Source organism: Streptomyces sp. RPA4-2 (genome assembly GCF_012273515.2).
In the GTDB taxonomy this organism is placed as follows: Bacteria; Actinomycetota; Actinomycetes; order Streptomycetales; family Streptomycetaceae; genus Streptomyces; species Streptomyces kaempferi.
Map to the genome: position 1 here is coordinate 1,347,623 of NZ_CP050975.2, position 19,430 is coordinate 1,367,052.

The window sequence follows — 19,430 nt, forward strand, 5'->3', positions numbered from 1 at the left end:
ACCTGGTCCTGGGGTCCGGCGGCTCACGGCCGGTCGGTCACGAACCCCTCGACGGCGGCGGTGAGTTCCGCCGGCTTCTCCACGGGCAGTTCGTGGCCGGCGTCCAGGATCCGCACCACCGCGTCCGGGTAGGCCTTCGCCATCCGGAGCATCTGCGCGACGGGCAGCTGGATGTCGTAGTAGCCGTGGACCAGGAGGGTCGGGGTGCGGATCTCGCCGAGCCGGTCGAGGACGTCGAAGGACCGCATGGCGCCGTACAGCGTCATGACCACCTCGCGCGGGGTGTCCGCCGAGGTGCGGACGTACTCCCGGATCTCCTCGCGCGGATAGCCCGGGGCGAAGGCGCGCTGGATGTTGGTGGCCACGAACAGCTTGAACGGGACCAGCGTCGACGCCGCCATGAGCAGGCCCCGTCCCCGGCTGTAGGTCATCCTGCTGATCGAGCTGACCAGGACCATGCGTTCGACCCGCTCGGGGTGGGCGAGGGCGATGGTCTGGGAGATCATCCCGCCCATGGAGTGACCGACCAGGACGAAGCGCTCGATCTTCAGGTGGTCGAGGACCGCGAGGACGTCCGTCGCCAGCTCCGCGATCGTACGCACCCCCGCCCCGCCGCTCTCGCCGTGCCCGCGCAGGTCCAGCCGGACCACTCGCCGGTTCTCGGCGAAGTGCGCCACCTGGTGGTCCCAGCGGCGCCGGTTGGCCGTCCAGCCGTGCAGGAACACCAGGGGGACGCCGCCGCCGTCACGGGGGCCCTCGTCGTCGTACGTCAGCGCGGCGCCGTCGACATCGAGCTGCGGCATGGGGCCTCCTGGGTGCGGTCCGGTTACTGACCGGTACGGTATCCGGCCGCACGGGCCGCCGTCACCGTCGTTCGCCGAGGAATTCGAGGATGTGCCCGAACACGTCGAGGGCTGCGCCCCGGCCCAGGAACGTGTCCAGGTGGCCGTAACCGGGGATCTCGGCGTACGAGACGTCCAGCTGGGGCTGCCGGTGTGCCAGTACCTCGTGGCACAGCCGCTGCGAGTCCAGCCACAGTCCGTTCTCGCTGCCCGCGAGCAGCAGTACCGGGGTGTCGATGCGGGCCGCCGCGTCCAGCGCGTTGGGCGGCAGCGCCCGGTAACGGTGGTCGGTGTCGTGCCAGCGCACGACGGTACGGGCCAGTTCGATGCGGCGCAGGTGCGGCAGGATCCACAGGGGCGCGGGCCCGAGGAGTTCGGCGAGCCGGTCGTGGGTGGCGTCGGACAGGTTCTCGTGCACGAAGAGCGAGGCACCCGAGCCCCAGGCCGAGTTGTGGAGGATCTGGCAGGTCGGGTCCGGGCAGGCCGCCCCGCGCGAAGCGAGGGCGAACAGCGGCGTGTACCTCGACCGCAGGCCCACCTTGCGGAAGTCGACCGGGATGTGGTCGATCCGGTTGCGCAGCAGTTCGCCCGCCACCGTCATGCGCAGCGAGGTGCGCCCCGCGAGCTTCGGCGTCAGGAACACGCCTTGGGAGACGACGCCCGCGAGCCCGGGCACCAGTCCCGCCGCCATGCTCAGCGACAGGGTGAGGGAGCCGACGCAGTGGGCGACCACGAACAGCGGCCGGTCGCCGACGCGTTCACGGACGCGGGTGACGGCTTCGGGGATGTCGTACAGGGCGACGTCGTCGTAGGTGTACCTCCGGCCGGTCTCGTTGTACGGGAAGCGGCGGCTGCCCCGCCAGTCGAGCAGCCAGGGCTCGTAGCCGTCGTCGAGCAGGACGTCGACGAGGTTGCGGGTCTCGGGGAGCAGGAACATGTCGGCGGACGCGGTGTGCCCGTGCAGGAGCAGCACGGCGGGCAGATCCCGCTCGCCGCTGTCGACACGGGTGAGCGCGAGACGTACGCCGTCCCGGGTACTGAAGGGGATCTCCTCGACCCGGGCCGGGTCGAGGCGGTGGCGGAGGGGGTGCGGGGCCGCGGTCGTGGTCGTGGCCGTCCGGACCTTGCGGACCGGCTGGCGGGTGCGGGAGGCGGCGGTTCTGAGGATCATAGGTGGCGCTCCGGGGAGGTCGGGGTGCGGCGCAGGTCGAGGAGGTCCGCGGCGGCACGGGCGAAGGGGCCGAGCAGCCCGCGGCCCATCTCCAGGCCGAACCAGGCGAGCCAGGTCAGCTTGGCGGCCCGCTGTTCCCGCGCGGTCAGGCGCGGATCGACCTTGATGCCGTCGATCTGGTCGCGTACATAGCTGTCCGCGGGCACGACCAACTCGCCGGTGAGTGCGGCAGGTTCGCCCTCCCGGCCGATGTCGACGCGCAGTGCGCGGGTCTGCCGCCACACGTCACGGCGGGCGCGGGCGTGCTTGTGCCCCTCCAGCCACCAGCGGCCGCCGTCGGCGTCACGCAACAGCAGCCGGTAGCGCAGGAGTCGATGGTGCTGTCCGTGCTCCCGCGGAATGCCCTCCTCGGGGCGGACCCAGACGTCCCCGTGTGCCACGACCAGCGGTTCGGGATGCACGGCGGAGCACACCAGCTCGCCACCGGCGTCCACCCGCCGCTCCCCCACCAGTTGGTACATGCTCGCGATGGAGAGGGTCAGCGCCATCGAGCAGGGGGTGTCGGCGGCGGTGCCGACGGGCCCCACGGAGCCTTCGGTCGTCTCGGGGAACCACAGATACGGCTGGTCGTCCTTGTGCGGGAGCCTGGCCAGGCCGTCCTCGGCGAGACGCTCGAACGTCCGCAGCTGCGCCCGTGAGTCGTAGCGGGCCGGGGGCCGAAGGCCGAGTGCCTCGACGAGCGCGGCGGTGCGTTCACCGGTGGCCGCGGGTCCCTTCAGGGTGGCCTCGCACAGTCTGAGGGCGGTGGGGCTGCGCAACACCCGGGTCAGGAAGTCCAGTTCGGGTACCGGGTCGGCCTCGAGGCGGGCCAGAGCGTCGGCGCGCCACTCGTCCCAGTCCTGTACGCGCACGTGCATGCCGCCGAACGCCATGTCCCGTACGACGTCGTCGAGGGTGTTGGGCACGCCGGTCAGGTTGTAGTCGTGGCCCCAGGCGTCCGGTTCGCAGACGACGGCGGCCGCGACCCGGCTCACCCAGTCCACCGGGGCCGAGTTCAGGTACTGGAAGGCGGGTACGGTGCGGAAGCGGGCGAAGGCCGAGATGAGTCCGCTGCTGAGGTCCTGTGGGTTGTAGGCACCGGTTCTCGTGTGACCTCCGATGCCTCCGGGACGCATCGCGGTGACGACCAGACCGTGGTCGCGCGCCCTGCGCAGCGCGACCTCGGCGGCCCACTTCGTCTGGTCGTAGCCCGCCACGAGACGGTCGGCATGGGCGAGTTGGTCGTCCTCCCCCATGGAGGCGATGCCGACCTCGTTGAAGACCGCGATGGAGGAGATGTGGTGCAGCGGCTTCGGCGGGCCGGTCGCCGCGAGTTCGGCCAGGGTCAGCGCGCCGATGACGTTGCTCTGCCGCAGCGACTGGTAACCGCGCAGGAAGTCCACGGCCGCCGCCACCCCGACCACGCTGTCCAGCTCGTGGGCGAGCGTGTTCCAGAGGTCGTCCGACAGGCCGAGGCGCGGCCGGCGGATGTCGCCGGGGAGGACCGTCACCCGGCGGCGGATCTCCGAGGACCAGGGCAGCCGGTGGGTCTTCAGCGCCGCGCCGAGGCGGGCCGAGGCCGCCTCCTCATCGGTGGCGCGGACGAGACAGTACACGTGGGCGTCGCTGTGTCTGAGCAGGTCGAGGAGCAGATGGCCGCCGAGGAAGCCGGTGGCGCCGGTGAGCAGGATCCGGCGGGGCGGCAGCGGCTCGGGCGAGCCGGTCCAGGGCAGACGGTCGGCGAGCGAGAGGTCGGCCAGGATCCGCTCCAGGTCTTCGGGCCGGGCCGAAGGGTCCGAGGAAGGCCGGGAGTACGCGGACGGCGGGGACGACGGGGAGAGGGGGGTGTCACCCACGGCCGTCCAAGAGGCGCCCGTCGTACTGGGCAGCGGCGTACGGGGAACCGTCCCGGGCGGAGCCGTGCGCGGTGCCGGAACCGGCGGGGCCGAACTCCACGCGGGTGCGGGCGTTTCCGACGTGCCAGGAGCGGCCGGGGCCGCGGCGGTACCGGCGGTCGCCAGCCAGCGGCGGGCGAGGCTGCGCGGCCGGGCGTCGGCGAACACCTCGTCGAGGTCCAACTCGACGCCCAGTGAGTCCTCCAGGGCCGCGACGAGTTCCACGGCACCGACGGAGGTTCCCCCGGCGTCGAAGAAGTCGCTGTCGGGTGACAGCCGTCCTTCGGGTACGAAGGGACCGGCCGCCTCGGCGATCGCGGAGGCCAGGCCGTCCACGTCGGGTGAGGTGGGGGGCGGAGCGGAGCCGTGCGAGGCGCCCGCGTCGTGCTCACCTTCGGTACCGGGACCGGAGGGGGCGACACCCGCGCCCTCACCCTCACCCTCACCCTCACCCGTGACGCTCGTGGTCGGATCCACCTCGCCCGCGCCCGGTCCCGTGCCGCTCACGACCGGCTCGGGTCCGGCGGCGAGACCTGCCCTGGACAGCAGGGCCGCCACGCTCAGCCCCCCGCCACCGCGCTCGATCGCCTCGCCGGCCGCCCGCTGTCCGGCGTACGACGACGTGTCCTCGTTCACTTCACGCATGAGAGCCCTTCCCCCTGTGCCCTGTCTCTTCCGCACCGCTGTCACGGACCGGGCCACCTGCCGTGGCCGTCCCGCTCACCGTCGCCGCCAGGAGCGGAAGGCCCGCAGCTGATCCGGCGTGACCACGCTCTCCAGGCGCTCGTCGTCCTGGTCGGCGCCGCCGAGCGCGGCCAGCAGACGCCGGGCCGGCAGGTTGCGCGCGGTGCGCTCCGCCGTCAGGCGGACCTTCGCGCAGCCCAGCCGGTCGGCGCGGTCGGCCAGCCACCGCAGCATCCGCTCCTCGACGCCCCGGCCGAGCGCCCGGCAGCTCATCGCCCAGGCGAGGACGTCGAGTCGGCCGCCTTCCGCGCGCAGGGCGAGCAGGCCGATCTGCCCGTAGTCGCCGAACCGGTCGCGCGCCGCGGCCGTCCACACCTCGCCGTGTTCCCGCCACCGCGCCAGATCGCCGCCGTCGGCCGACCGGGGGTGGAGGACGAACTGATTGGTGCGGCGGACCAGTTGCCCGGCCCGCTCGACGTCGTCCCCGGACAGGGCCCTGATGTCGACCTGAAGCTCCAGTTGGGCGAGGAACTCCTCGAATCCGGCCTGCTCGCGGGCCGCGTCCCGCTCCCGTTCCTGCGCGTAGAACCGTGCCCGCAGCCCGTCCTCGGCCGTCGCCGCCGCCGGGACGAGCGGCCACAACCGGCCGAGGAAGTCGTCGAGTTCGGCCGCCGGTGGGCAGGTCAGTGACAGAACCTGCGGCAGCGCCGACCGCATCGCCGCGATCTCGACCGGGTTGTCGTCGAGGTAGAGGAAGCTGTCGAGTCCCAGGCCGAGCGTGCGCGCCGCCCGGGAGAGCCGGTCCGGCTTCGGCCCCCAGGTGACGGAGAGCGCGCTGAAGTGCTCTGCCTTCAACAGGCTGTCCGGACGGTCCAGGACGGCTCGTACCGTGTCCTCGTCGTTGTTGCTGACCAGTGCCAGCAGTACGCCGGCCGCCCGCCATTCGAGCAGCCTGCGCGCGAGGTGGGCGCGCGGACCGGCCAGGTCCACCGCGTCCGGGCCGATCTCCCCGGCCACCCCGCCCCACAGGGTCTGGTCACCGTCCACCGCGATCACCTTCGGTGTGGGGCGCCGCACCGCTCGTACGACCTCGGCCACCCGCAGGGCCACCGCCGCCTGGAAGGGCGGTGTGAAGGGAAGATGGGCCAGCCGTTCGGTTCGTTCGTCGAAGCGTTCCGCGACGCTGTGGTGGCGTGTCCAGTCGTCCGGGCGGAGCACCGCGATGCCGGGGGAGCCGGTGAGTTCGGCGGCGAGGTCGTCCTCCCACCGCGTGAAGCGGTCCTCCTGACGCGCGGTGGGCAGGAAGCCCACGATCAGCGGCTTGCGGGTCCGCTCGGACAGGGCCTTCAGCGCGGCCGAGTACGCGGCGCGCAGTTCGTCGAGCACCGCGTCGGTGACCGGGCCGAACCGTTCCAGGTCCGCCGCCCGCAGCAGCACCACGCCCACCGCCGACGCGGGGTCGGCGAAGACGCCCGACGGGTCGCGCAGGGCGGCGAGCACCTGGTGGTACGGGGCTTCGGCGACCGTCGGGCCCGCGTCCCGCACCCGGTCGGGTGCCGCGTCGCGTACCCCGTCCGGTGTCCGCTCCCCCGCCGTCTCCTCCTCGGCCGCCGCCGCGCACAGCGACGGCAGATGGCCGAGCGCGAAGGTGGCGGCGAGAGCGAGCGAGCGGCGCGGGCGTGCGGCGGGCTCACCGGCGATCGGGACGCCCGTCGACGCCCCGCCGTTCCCTGTCGTCGCACTGGTCGTCTCCGCCTGCGCACGGACCGCCGCCGTCGGGTCGTCGGCCGCGTCCGCGAGCAGCCGCAGGAACTGTCGCGCCAGGTCTGCCGAGGTCTCCGCGTCCAGGATGTCGAGGTTGTGGTCGAGGCGGACACGGCCCGCGTCCGGGGTCATGGTGATCATGAGGTCGAGGTCGGAGTAGCCCGTACCGGCGGGGAGCACCTCCAGCCGTTCGAGGCGGCCGGCGGAGGAACGTACGTAGTTGAAGTACACCTCCACCAGGGGCGCGTTCGCCCGGTGCAGCCCCTGTCCGGCGAGGGTCGGCAACACGTCCGAGAACATGGCGCCCTTGGCGAGGATCCGGTCCAGGCGCGCGTCCGTGCGGCGCAGCACGTCCTCGATCCGCTCCCCCGCCCCGGCCTGTGCCGGGAAGGGGACGGGCACCCCGAAGAAGCCCACCGCGTCGTACGCGTCGGCGTGGATCCGGGTGTCGACGGGCACGGCGAGTACGAAGCGCTCGCGTTCCCGCGCCCTGGCCAGCAGCACGGTCAGAGTGCCGAGGCAGAAGGCCGCGGGTGTGACGGCGAGCCGGCTCGCGGCCGCCGTCACCCGTTCCATGAGACCGTCGGGTATCTCCACGGTGACGCTCCCGGCCCGGTACGAACGGGTCGCCGGGCGGGGCCGGGCGAGGGTCAGGTCGAGGCGCGCGGCGCCGTGGAAGGCCTCGCGCCACTCGGCCGTGTCCTCACCGGGGGTGCCTCCGGTGCGCTGGGCCTCGATCAGCAGGTCGAGGTCGCGATTGCTGACCGTGTCGCCGAGTGGAGTGCCTGACAGTTCGGCGTCGATCTCCCCCGCGACGAGCAGCAGCGACCGCAGATCGCTCACGGCGTGGTGGGCGCCGAACACGAGGAGCTGGCCGCCCTCGCCCGCGTCCAGCAACTCGAAGCGCCACAGCGGCGCGTCCGCCAGGTCGAACGGTGGCTCCAGCAGTCGGCGCAGCTGGTCGGCGGCGTCGAGTCCGGCGTCGCCGCTCACGGCCGTCCAGTGCAGGAGCGGCGCGGCCAACTCCCTTTCCACGCGTATCTGCCGGCCCTGTCCGCCGCCGCCGGGCATCGCCGTGCGCAGCGCGGCATGCCGTCCGGCGAGCCGGGTGAGGATGCCGGCCAGGGCCTCACGGGTGGTCGGCGCGGTGAGCCGTGCGGCCAGGCCGATGGCGTGCGCCGCGTCCGGCATGTCCGGCCGGGCGCTGCGCAACAGCCGTACCATGTCGCGGGTCGCGGGCCGCAGTTCGTTTTCGGGTACCTCCGGTGCGCGCTCGGGCCGCCGTTCCTCCTCCCGTGCCCCGGTGCCGTGTGCGGGCAGCATCTCGCCCAGCGTTCGTGCCAGGCCCCGGATGTCGGACGCCGAGAACACGTCGGTGGTGGGGAGTTCGGCGCCGAGTTCGCGTGCGAAGGCGTTGCGCAGCCGGACGAGCATCAGGGAGTCCAGGCCCAGTTCCTTGAGGGGCGTGGTCGCGGACGCGTCGACCGCACCGCCGGAGACCTGGGCGACCTTGGCCCGTACGTACGCTTCGAGCCGTGCGGCGCGGTCCTGGTCCGTGGTCGCCGCGAACACCCCTGTGACGAGGCCGTCCGTGTCCGCCGAGGCCGCCGTGGTGGTGATCAGGTCGCCCAGGATCGGGCGGGTGCGGGCCGCGTCCAGGTCGAGCGCCAGGGCCTCCAAGTCTAGGGCGACAGGGGCGAGTTGGCGGCGGGAGGTGGGGAGCAGCCGCTCGAACAGGTCGCCGCCCTCCTGCGGGGAGAAGGCGATCAGACCCGACCGGCCGGTCTCGGCGGCCCGGGTCCCGGACCCGGCGACCATGCCCACCCCCGCCCAGGCGCCCCAGTCCAGGCTCAGCGCCCGGCGGTCGGTGCGGGACAGATGGTGCGCCCAGGCGTCGAGGAAGGCGTTCGCCGCCGCGTACGGGCCCTGCCCGGCCGAGCCGAGCAGACCGGCCGCCGAGGCGAAGAGCACGAACTGCCCCGCCTCCGGCACGAGTTCGGTGAGCAGGGCGGTGCCCAGGACCTTGGGTGCGAGGACGCTCAGGACGCGGTCGTCGGTCAGGGTGGCCACCGTGGCGTCGTCGAGGACACCTGCCGCGTGGACGACCCCGGCGATCGGTCCGGCCGCCTGCCGTACGGCGTCCAGCGCGGCCGTCAGGGCATCACGGTCGGCGACGTCCGCGCGGGCGGGACACACGGTGACACCGCGCGCTTCGAGCCCGGCGATCCAGCTCGCCGTGTCCGCGTCGGGTCCGCCGCGGCTCAGCAGGGCCAGCCTGCGGGCGCCCAGGCGCACCAGCCGCTCGGCGACCACCCGGCCGAGTCCGCCGAGACCGCCCGTGATCAGGTACACGCCGTCCGCGGTGATCCCGTCGTGCCCGCCGTCGTCGGGGCGGGTGCGGGTCAGCCTCGGTACCAGCCGGCCCGACTCCCGCAGTGCGACGAGCCGTTCGTCGTCCGCGTGCCGCAGTTGCGTCCACAGGGCGTCGCCGCCGTCCGTGGCCGGCAGGTCGATCAGCGTGGTCGACAGTTCCGGGTGCTCCTGGGCCACCGTGAGGCCGAAGCCCCACGCGAGCGCCTGCTGAGGGTGCGTCACCTGTGAGCTGCCACCGGCGGCCTGGGTGCCGCGTACGACCACGAACAGACGCGGGGCGCGGCCCCGCGGGTGGTCGGCGAGTGCCCGCACCAGGTGCAGGGTGCTGAGGCAGCACCGGCGTGCGGCCTCCTCCGCCGTGGCGGTGTTCTCGATCGAGGGCGCGCCGAGCGCGGACAACTGCACCACCCGTTCGGGCGGTCCGTCGGCGAAGGCCTCGTCGAGCAGCCGGGCCACCTGCCCCGGGTCGGCCGGATCGAGGACGTAGCGGCCGGGTCCCTCGGCGCCGAACGCCTCGCCGGTGCGGGCGATCACATGCGGTGTCGAGGCGGCGGCCAGCCGCTCCGCGAGCGCGGCAGCCACTCCGGTCCCGTCGGCGAGGAGCAGCCAGCCGCCCCGGCCGGCCGGCTCCTGTGCGTCGGAGCGTGGCTGCCAGCGGGTCTCGAAGAGCGCGGCGTCCGCCCGCGTGAGCGCGGTCAGTGCGAACTCCGTCGCCTCCAGGACCAGTTGGCCGTCCTCGTCCCAGAGCCTGAGATCCAGCAGCGCGGTGTCGCCCTCCACGGAACGCAGTCGGCAGGTCACCCACGCGGGAGTGCCACCGAGGTCGGTGAAGCGCAGCCGTCCGACACCGGCGGGCACGAACGCCCGGCCCTCGGGGGCGTTCGCCGGCAGTGCCGCCGTGTGGAAGGCGGCGTCGAGCACGGCGGGGTGCACGAGATGACCGGCGGCAGGACGCCGGGCGAGCCGGCCCACCGCTTCGGAATCCGTGCGGTGGCCCTGTTCCAGGCCCCGGAAGGCGGGGCCGTAGTCGATGCCGAGGGCGGTCAGCCCCGCGTAGACGGCCGACAGGCCGACCTCCTCCCCGCACCTCTCGCGCAGCGCCGCGAGCTCCTCACCCGCGTCCGGCGCCGGTTCGGCGGCGCCGGTCAGGACGCGTCCGGTGACATGCCGCTCCCACCGGGCCGGCCGCTCACCGGCGGGGGCCGAGGAGATGGTGAAGTCCCGTGAGCCGTCCTCGGCGGGCCGCAGGACCAGTTGCACCCGTACGGGCCGCTCGGCGTCGAGCGCCAGGGGCCGTACGAACCTCACGTCGGCGAGCCGCACCTCACCGCCGTTCCGCGCCTCGTCACCGTCCCGCACCGCCGAGGCGGCCTCCATCGCGAGGTCGAGGAACGCGGCGCCGGGCAGCCAGACCTCGCCGCCGACCCGGTGGTCGCCGAGGTAGGCGAAGCGGCTGTCGCGCAGGTCGATCTCGTTCTGGAAGAGGTGCCGGCCGGGTGTGTCGCTGGCCTCGACGTGCGTACCGAGGAGCGGTGAGCCTCCGGCCGTCGCGGCGGCCGGGGCGGGTGCGAGCCAGTGGCGTTCGCGGGCGAAGGCGTACGTGGGCAGATCGACGCGGCGGCCCCGGGGGAACAGCACCGGCCAGTCGGGCGTGTACCCGGCCTCGTACAACTCACCCAGTCCGCGCAGCAGTACGTCCTGTCCGTCCCGCTGCCGGCTCAGCGAGCCGACGGCCACCGCGTCGATCCCCGCCTCGGCCGCCACCGCCTCGACCGACGCCGTGAGCGACGGGTGAGGGCTGAGCTCGACGAAGTAGCGGTAGCCGTCGTCGAGCATCCGCCGGATCGTGTCCGCGAATCGGACCGGGCGGCCGAGGTTGGCGTACCAGTGGTCGGCGTCCAGCCGGTCACCGGGCACTGGCGCGGCCAGCACCGTCGAGTAGAGCGGGGTCGGGGTGCGGGTGCCCCTGATGCCGTCGAGCCGGTCGAGCAGGTCCTCGCGGACCGGGTCCATCAGGGGGGTGTGGGAGGCGAACGGGGTCGACAGCCGTCGTACGGGAACGCCCTGCGCGTCGAGTCGCCGGCGCAGCCCGTCCAGCGCCTCGGCGTCGCCGGACACGGCGGTGGAGGACGCGCTGTTGACGGCCGCGACGAACAGCCGGCCCCGGTGGGGCGCGAGCAGTTCCTCAGCCTCCGCGAGCGGGAGTTCCAGGGACAGCATGCCGCCCTGCCCGACCAGCGGGGCGACCGCGCCGGCACGTGCGGTCACCACGGCCGCGGCGTCGTCCAGGGTGAGGGCGCCCGCGGTGTACGCGGCGGCGATCTCGCCGAGGCTGTGCCCGACCACGGCGTCCGGGCGGACGCCGAGCGCTCGCCAGGCGGCGGCCAGGGACGCGTTCAGCGCGAACAGCACCGGCTGGAGGAACTCCGTCCGGTCGAGCGGGGTGAACTCCTCGGGGGCTCGCAGTACGTTGAGGACCGACCAGCCGACGCGGCGGTGCACCGCTTCGTCGATCCGGGACAGCTCCTCGTGGAAGGCCACCGACTCGGTGACCAACTCCGCGCCCATTCCAGGCCATTGGCCGCCGTGCCCGGCGAGGACGAAGGCCACCCCGCCCGTCCGTCCCTCGTGCGGCCGGCCCGGCGGTGTCCGTCCGCTCGCCAGCGCGTCGAGCCGGGCGCGCAGTTCGTCGCGGTCGCCCGCCACGATCCCCGCCCGCCGCTCGAAGTGGCCGCGGTGTCGCGCCAGGGTGTGGGCGACGTCCGGCAGAGCGACGTCCCGCGTGAGGTGACGGGACAGCCGCTCCGCCTGCCCGCGTACGGCGGACTCACTGCGCCCGGACAGCACGAACAGCCTTTTGCCGGTGCCGGTGCCTGCACCGCTGCCTGCGCCGGCTTCGGCCGTCGGCCGCGCCTCGGCCCGCGGGGCCTCCTCCACGACCAGGTGCGCGTTGGTCCCGCTGATCCCGAAGGCGCTCACGCCGGCCCGACGTACGCGCTCACCCGTGAACGGCCAGGGAGCCGTCTCCCGCAGCAGCCGCAACCCACTGCGGTCCCAGTCGACATGGCGACTGGGCGTGCCGGCGTGCAGGGTGCGGGGCAGCGAGTGGTGACGCAGGGACTGGACGACCTTGATCAGCCCGAGCACGCCCGAAGCGGCCTGCGCGTGACCGATGTTGGACTTGAGTGAGCCGAGATACAGGGGCCGGCCCTGCGGACGCGAGGCGCCGAAGACCTCCGCCAGGGCGTTCGCCTCGATCGGGTCGCCGAGCGTCGTCCCGGTCCCGTGCGCCTCGACGTGGTCGATGTCGGCGGGTGCCAGCCCGGACAGCTCCAGCGCACGCCGGACCACCTGCTCCTGGGCCGGGCCGTTGGGCGCGGACAGACCCTGACTGCGGCCGTCCTGGTTGACCGCGGTACCGCGCAGTACGGCGAGCACCTCGTCGCCGTCGCGGCGCGCGTCGCCGAGCCGCTTCAGTACGACCATGCCCGCCCCCTCGGCCCAGACGGCTCCGTCGGCGTCGTCGGAGAAGGAGCGGCAGCGGCCGGTCGGAGACAGCCCCCGCAGACGGCTGAACTCGACGAAGGTCCCCGGTGTCACCATCAGGGTCACGCCGCCGGCGAGCGCGAGGTCGCACTCCCCCGACCGGAGCGCCTGCGCCGCCAGGTGCAGCGCCACCAGCGACGAGGAGCAGGCCGTGTCCACGGTGAGCGCGGGTCCGTTCAGACCCAGCGTGTACGCGAGCCGTCCCGAGGCCACGCTCAGGGCCGACCCGGTGCCGACGTACCCGTCCAGCTGGTCGAGCCGGGAGCCCGCGAGGTAGTCGCTGCCGAACATGCCGACGTACACGCCGGTGGGGCTGCCCGCCAGGTCGGCGGGGACGATCCCGGCGCGCTCCAGCGCCTCCCACGCCGTCTCCAGCAGCACGCGCTGCTGCGGGTCCATGGCTGCCGCCTCCTTCGGCGTGATGCCGAAGAAGCCCGCGTCGAAGGAGTCCAGCTCGTCGAGGAATCCGCCCTCCCGGGCGTACGACTTGCCCAGGGCCTCCGGGTCGGGGTCGTACAGCGACCGCACGTCCCAGCGTGCCTCGGGGAACGGGCCGACCGCGTCGCGGCCCTCGGCCACCAGGTGCCACAGGCCCTCGGGGTCGTGCACGCCGCCGGGCAGCCGGCACGCCATGCCCACCAGCGCCAGTGGCTCGTCCGCGGCGGGCGTGGTGTCGCGGGCGTGCCGCGGACCGGGCGCGCTCCGCGGGGCCCTGGGGCCGCCGGCGCCGAGCGTGGTGGCCAGCAGATGCGCGGTGAGCCGGGCCGCGGTGGGGTGGTCGAAGAGCAGGGTGGCGGGCAGCCTGGCTCCGATCCGGGTGCCTATGCGGTTGCGCAGCTCCACCGCCGTCACCGAGTCCATGCCGAGGTCACGCAACGGCCGGTCGGGCCGCACGGATTCGGCCGAGCGCAGGCCGAGTGCTCGGGCGGCCTCCTCGCGGACCAGGCCCAGGACGCGGGCGGCGCGTTCGGTCTCCGGCAGCCGGGCCAGCCGGTCCGCCAGGGCTTCGCCCGCGTCCCGGTTGCCGCGCGGCGCGGGCAGCAACGCGCGCCACAGTGCCGTCGAGCGTTGGTCCGCGGCCGCCGTGTTCTCGCGCAGCCGGGGCAGGTCCAGGGACCAGGCGACCAGGTGTGGTGCGCCGTGGAGCAGGGCGAGTTCGACGAGTTCACGGCCCTGGTCCGGGGTGAGGGCCCGGTGGCCGGCACGGGCCATCCGGTCCAGGTCGGCGTGTTCGGCGGCGAAGCCCTCGCCCGCCCAGGCACCGAAGGAGACGGAGACGCCGGGCAGGCCCAGGGCGGTTCGGTGGTGGGCGAGTTGGTCGAGATAGACGTTGGCCGCCGCGTAGTTGGCCTGGCCCGCGGTGCCGACGACACCGGCCGCCGAGGAGATCAGCAGGAACAGGTCGAGGGGCAGATCGGCGGTGAGCCGGTGCAGATGGGCGGCGCCGTCGACCTTGGGACGCAGCACCCGCGCGAGGCGTTCGGGCGTCAGGTCGGCGATCACGCCGTCGGCCAGGACTCCGGCGCAGTGGACGACACCGCGCAGCGGCAACTCCGTTGTCACACGGGCGAGTACGCCGGCCAGGGCTTCGGCGTCCGCGACGTCGCACGCGGCGATCTCGACCTCGGCGCCGAGCGCGGTCAGTTCGGCAATGGCCTCGCCGGCGTGCGGGTCGTCCGGCCCCCGACGAGACATCAGAAGAAGACGGGGGACGCCCTGTTCCGCCAGAAGCCGGGCGATGTGGCGGCCGACCGCGCCGAGACCGCCGGTGATCAGCACCGTGCCGTCCGTGGGTACCGGGCCGGGACGCCCGGCCGGTGCCGGGGCAGGCACCGTTCCACTGGGCGTACTCGGGCTGTCGGCCGGCGCGGCGAAAGGGCGTGCCGGGCGTCGCGACGGGGCGAACGTTGCCTGCCTCGGCACCAGGTCGAGGACGACGGGCTCGCCGGACGCGGTCAGGCGCCGCAGTGCCTCGCGTGCGCCGGTGACGGGCAGGGCCCGGGGGCGGGCCGCACGTGTCGCACCGGTGAGGGCGGCGTGCAACGCCTCGGCCGGTTCTCCCGCGGCGCCCGCGCCACCGGCCGCGAGGGCCAGGGCTGCCGCCGTGGTGAACGGCACGTCGTCCGGGAGCACCGCGAGCCGCCGTGCGTCCGCGACCGCCTCGGAGCCGGGTGGCGTCTCGGCGAGGGCGCAGACCCGCAGACCGGGAGCCAGGTCCCCGGTATCGGCGCCGGCCTCGGTCAGCACACCGGCGCACGCGGTACGGGGCAGCGCGCCGCCGGGGCCGGGGACCGCGACGGCGTGCACCTGGATCCTGACCTGGCCGGCGGCCAGGACGTGGGAGGCGACCGCGCGCAGGGCGGGATCCGCCGGGAGCCCGGTCAGTTCGTACTGGTCCCCGGCCGGAATCCGCAAGGTGTCCGTCACGCGGGCGCGCACCAGCCGCGGTACGAGCAAAGTGCCTGCCCGGAGGGCGAGTTCGGGCTCGTCGGCGTGCGCGGCGGCAGCCGCGAGGACATCGCCGGAGGGGAGGCCGGAGGGTCCGGGGCCGTCGAGGTCCAGCAGGGTCAGTCCGAGGTGCGGGTGTTCGGTCCGGGCGCTGCGGGCCATGCCCCACAGCACGGACTGGGCCAGCCCGGGCACGGAGTCTCCGGCACCGGTCGCGATCGCGCCACGGGTCACCCACACGGTCCGGGCGGGCAGCCGGTCCTGCGCGAGCGCCGAGAGGTCACGCAGTCCGGCCAGCGCGTCGGCGGCCAATTCCTGTGCGGCGGCGGCCGGTTCCGCGCCAGGCGCCGGACGCGGCCAGAACCGTACGAGGATGTCGGCGTCCGTCTCCCGCACCTGGAGGCCCGCCGCCTCCAGGCCGCGTACGGCGGCGGCGACGTCCGGGTCCGAGCGGTCGCCGTGGACGGCCCACACGGCGCCCGGCGCTCCGGTCGGTTCTTCGGGCGCGGCCGTCCACGCCACTTCGTACAGGTGACGGCCGTTCTCCGAGGCGCCGTTCAGGTCCGCCGGGTCGGCAGCCCGCAGCCGTACGTCCTCCAGCCGGCCCGCCGGAAAGCCGTCCGCGTCCCACAGCGTCACGTCGAGGGTGAGGTCCGTCCCGGAGCCTCCCGACCTCCGGACCAGCGCCGTGAGGTCGCCGGTGCCGCCGGGCGGCAGGACGCATCGGCCCACCGCGACGGGCAGCAGCACCCGGCCGTCGGACGCGCCGCCCGTGTCCAGGGCGGCGGCCACGTGCAGCGCCGCGTCCAGCAGTGCCGGGTGGACCGGGTAGGCGTCGGTCGTCGCCCGGGCCACGGCGGGCAGGGAGAGCCGGGCCAGCAGTTCGCCGTCGACGGTGGTCGTGACCGCCGACCGGACGCCCTGGAAGGCCGGGCCGTAGCCGAGGCCCAGGTCGCTCAGCCGCTCGTACGTCCGCGTGTTCCAGACGGACTCGGCGGCCTCCGGCCACACCGGCGGCCGGCCGGGCGGCGCCGGGAGGGGCACGGCCGCCGAAGCGGTCGTGTGCAGGGTCCAGTCGGGGTTCGGCCGACCGCGCGGGCGACTGTGCACGGTGATCTCCGGGGCGGAGCCCGTGGTGACCACCTCGACGGACACCTCGACCGTGCCGGACTCCGGCAGGACGAGGGGCGCGAGCAGGAGCAGGTCGCTCACGTCGCCGGGAACGTCCGGGCGGGCCACGGCGAGGGCGGCCCGGCACAGCTCCATCAGGGTGGTGCCCGACACCACGGTTCGTCCGAACACGGTGTGGTCGGACAGCCAGTCGGCGGTGGCCGGGGACCACTCGTGGCGGAAGGTCCAGCGTGTCTCGTCCGCGGACTGCAGCTGAATGCCGAGCAGCGGGTGCGCGGCGCGGTCGAGGAGTCCGGGGGCTCCGGCCGCGGGCTCGGGTTCGATCCAGTAGGACTGCGTGTCCCAGGCGTACGTGGGAAGTTCGACGCTCTCCGTGTCGGGTACCAGCCGGTGCCAGTCGATCGGCCTTCCGTGGACGTGGAGTTCGGCGGCGGCCCGGTCCAGACACGCCGGTCCGTCCTCGTCACGACGCAGCGATCCGACGGCGACCAGGTCTTCGTGGCCGGAGTCCTCGGCGACCGTGCGCAGGGCGGTGACGAGGGAGGGGTGGGGGCTGAGTTCGACGAAGCAGCGGTAGCCGTCGGCCACCATGCGTTCCACGGTGGGCGCGAAGCGGACGGGTTCGCGCAGGTTCGTGTACCAGTAGTCGGCCTCGAGTTCCTCCGTGACCGGCTCGCCGGTGACCGTGGAGTACCAGGCGACGGGCGCCGGGCAGGTGGTGACGCCGTCGAGTTCGCCGAGGATCGTCGTGCGCAGCGGCTCGACCCGGGCGCTGTGGGAGGCGTAGTCGACGTCGAGGCGGCGGACGAACACCTGCTGCCGGTCGAGGTCGGCGAGCAGGGCTTCGAGCGGTTCCGTGTCACCGGCGATCACCGTCGAACGGCCGCTGTTCACGGCGGCGACGCAGACCCGTCCGCCCAGCCCGGCGAGGTGTGCCTCGACCTCGGCGTGCGGCAGGGCGACGACGGCCATGGTGCCGGTGCCGGACAGCGCGGTCAGGGCCTGGCTGCGCAGGGCGACCACCGCCGCCGCGTCGTTGAGGCTGAGCGCGCCGGCCACACAGGCCGCGGCGACCTCGCCCTGGCTGTGCCCGATCACCGCGTCCGGTCGTACGCCACGGGCCCGCCACAGCGCGGCCAGGGAGACCATCACGGCGAACAGGACCGGCTGGACGACATCCACGCGCTCCAGGGACGGGGCATCCTCGTCGCCGCGCAGGACGGCCGCCACCGACCAGACGGTGAACGGGCGCAGGGCCGCGTCGCACCGGTCGAGTTCGTCGGCGAACACCGGGGAGGTGTCCAGGAGTTCGCGGGCCATGCCGGACCACTGGGCACCCTGGCCGGGGAGGACGAACGCCAGCTTTCCCGGCGGACATGCCGGTAGGGGACCCACGAGGAGCTCGGTGTCGGGCCGTCCCGCGGCGAGTGCGCGCAGGGCCGCGAGCAGTTCGTCGCGGTCGGCCGCCCGGACGACGGCGCGGTGTTCGAAGTGCGTGCGGTGGTGGGCCAGGGTCGCGGCCACGGCGGGCAGCGCCACACCAGGGCGTGCGGTGAGCGCGTCGAGCAGGCGGGCGGCCTGTCCTCTGAGCGCCGGGAGGGTGCGGGCGGACAGCGGGAAGAGCGCTGCGGCGCGTCCCGTGCGGGGTTCCTCGGCGCGGGGTTCCTCGGTGCCGGGCTCCTCCATGCCCGGCTCCTCCATGCCCGGCTCCTCCATGCCCGGCTCCTCCATGCCCGGCTCCTCCATGCCCGGCTCGTCCGTGCCCGGCCGCCGGGCGGGCGTGGCAGTCACGGGCGCGGCCGGTCGTGCCACGTCCTGCGGTGCCTCCTCCAGGACCACGTGCGCGTTGGTTCCGCTGATTCCGAACGCGCTGACTCCGGCCCGCCGTACCCGGTCGCCGCGCCGCGGCCAGGCTCCGGCGTCGCTGTGCACCCGCAGGCCGCCGCCGGCCCAGTCGACGTGCTCGGTCGGGGTCTTCGCGTGCAAGGACGCGGGGAGCAGTTCGTGACCGAGGGACAGGACGGTCTTGATGACGCCGCCGATGCCCGCCGCGGCCTGAGTGTGACCGATGTTGGACTTCAGGGAGCCGACCGCGAGGGGCCGGTCCGCCGGACGTCCCGGTCCGAACACCGAAGCGAGCGCACGGCCTTCGATGGGGTCGCCGAGCCGCGTACCGGTGCCGTGCGCCTCGACGAAGTCCAGGTCTTCCGGCCGGAGTCCGGCGTCGGCGAGCGCGGCGCGCAACACCCGTTCCTGCGCCGGGCCGTTGGGGGCGCTCAGGCCCTGGCTTCGGCCGTCCTGGTTGACCGCCGAGCCCTTGACGACCGCGAGGACCCGGTCGCCGTCCCGGCGCGCGTCCGCGAGCCGCTTGAGCAGCACCAGACCACAGCCCTCTCCCCACACCACCCCGTCGGCTTCGGTGGAGAACGGGCTGCACCGCCCGGTCGGCGACAGTCCGCGCAGCCTGCTGAACTCGACGTGCCCGCGCGGTGTCACGAGGAGCGTGGCGCCCCCCGCAAGCGCGAGATCGCACTCACCGCTCGCCAGCGCCCGCGCCGCCAGGTGCAGGGCGACGAGGGAGGAGGAGCAGGCGGTGTCGACGGTCACGGCCGGACCCCGCAGACCGAGGGTGTACGCGATACGCCCGGACGCCACGCTGGGCGCCGAGCCGGTGCCCACGTGCCCGTCGAGCTGCTCCAGGCGGGCCCCGGAGAGGTATCCGCTGTCGTACAGGCCGACGTAGACGCCCGTGGAGCTGCCGTTCAGTGTCTCCGGGACGATCCCGGCGCGTTCGATCGCCTCCCAGCCGGTCCGCAGCAGAAGCCGCTGCTGCGGGTCCATGGCCGCGGCCTCGCGCGCCGAGATCCCGAAAAAGGGCGCGTCGAAGCGGTCGATGCCGGTCAGGAACCCGCCGCGCAGGGTGTACGCCTTGCCGGCGGCCTCCGGGTCGGGGTCCAGCAGCGCATGGGTGTCCCAACGGCCCTCGGGCACCTCGCCGACAGCGTCCTCGCCCTCGGCCAGCAGCCGCCACAGGGCCTCGGGGTCGTCGGCGCCGCCGGGGAAACGGCAGGCCATGGAGATGATCGCGATGTCGCCGTCCGCCGGTACGGGTGTGCCGGCCGGCGCCGAAGCCGCGACCGGGACCGGGCCGGCGGTCGGGGCGGGGCCTTCGCCGAGGACCGTTTCGGCGATCGCCGCGATCGTGGGGTGGTTGAAGACGAGGGAGGGCTCCAAGGGCCGGCCGAGCCGCTCGGACAGATCCGCCGCCAGCGTCACCAACTGTCGTGAGCCCAGGCCGAATTCCGCGATCGGACGTTCTGGGGCGACGGCCGACGGAGCGAGCCCGGCCGCCTCGGCGACGGCCGACGTCAACCACGCCCGCACGTCCTCGGAGGTGGTCGCGGGCGTCTCGGGGAACTGCTTCGGGGACTCGGTCGCAGGCATCTGGGCAGGTGTCCTCGTGAACTCGGGCTCAGGTGGATGCCGTACGGCCGCCACGGCGGAGCGCACGGGTACGGCTGATGCCGCCGACGTCCG

Annotated in this window: 4 protein-coding genes; all 4 read right to left on the bottom strand. The window is 74.3% G+C overall.

Translation table 11 applies throughout. The features are described from left to right. Positions 1-23 precede the first annotated feature (23 nt). Complete coding sequence (locus HEP85_RS05500) at positions 24-803, bottom strand: alpha/beta fold hydrolase (protein WP_168526689.1); 780 nt, start codon at positions 801-803, stop codon at positions 24-26. A 61-nt stretch (positions 804-864) separates the two neighbouring features. Next, positions 865-2,013, bottom strand: a complete 1,149-nt coding sequence (locus HEP85_RS05505; protein WP_168526691.1) for an alpha/beta hydrolase — start codon at positions 2,011-2,013, stop codon at positions 865-867. Then, a complete protein-coding gene (locus HEP85_RS05510) occupies positions 2,010-4,592 on the bottom strand; it encodes a thioester reductase domain-containing protein (protein ID WP_168526693.1) in 2,583 nt (860 codons plus the stop codon). Before HEP85_RS05510 ends, HEP85_RS05505 begins: the two co-directional genes overlap by 4 nt. Before the next feature lie 75 nt (positions 4,593-4,667). Next, positions 4,668-19,337, bottom strand: a complete 14,670-nt coding sequence (locus HEP85_RS05515; RefSeq protein WP_369657611.1) for an SDR family NAD(P)-dependent oxidoreductase — start codon at positions 19,335-19,337, stop codon at positions 4,668-4,670. Positions 19,338-19,430 lie beyond the last annotated feature (93 nt).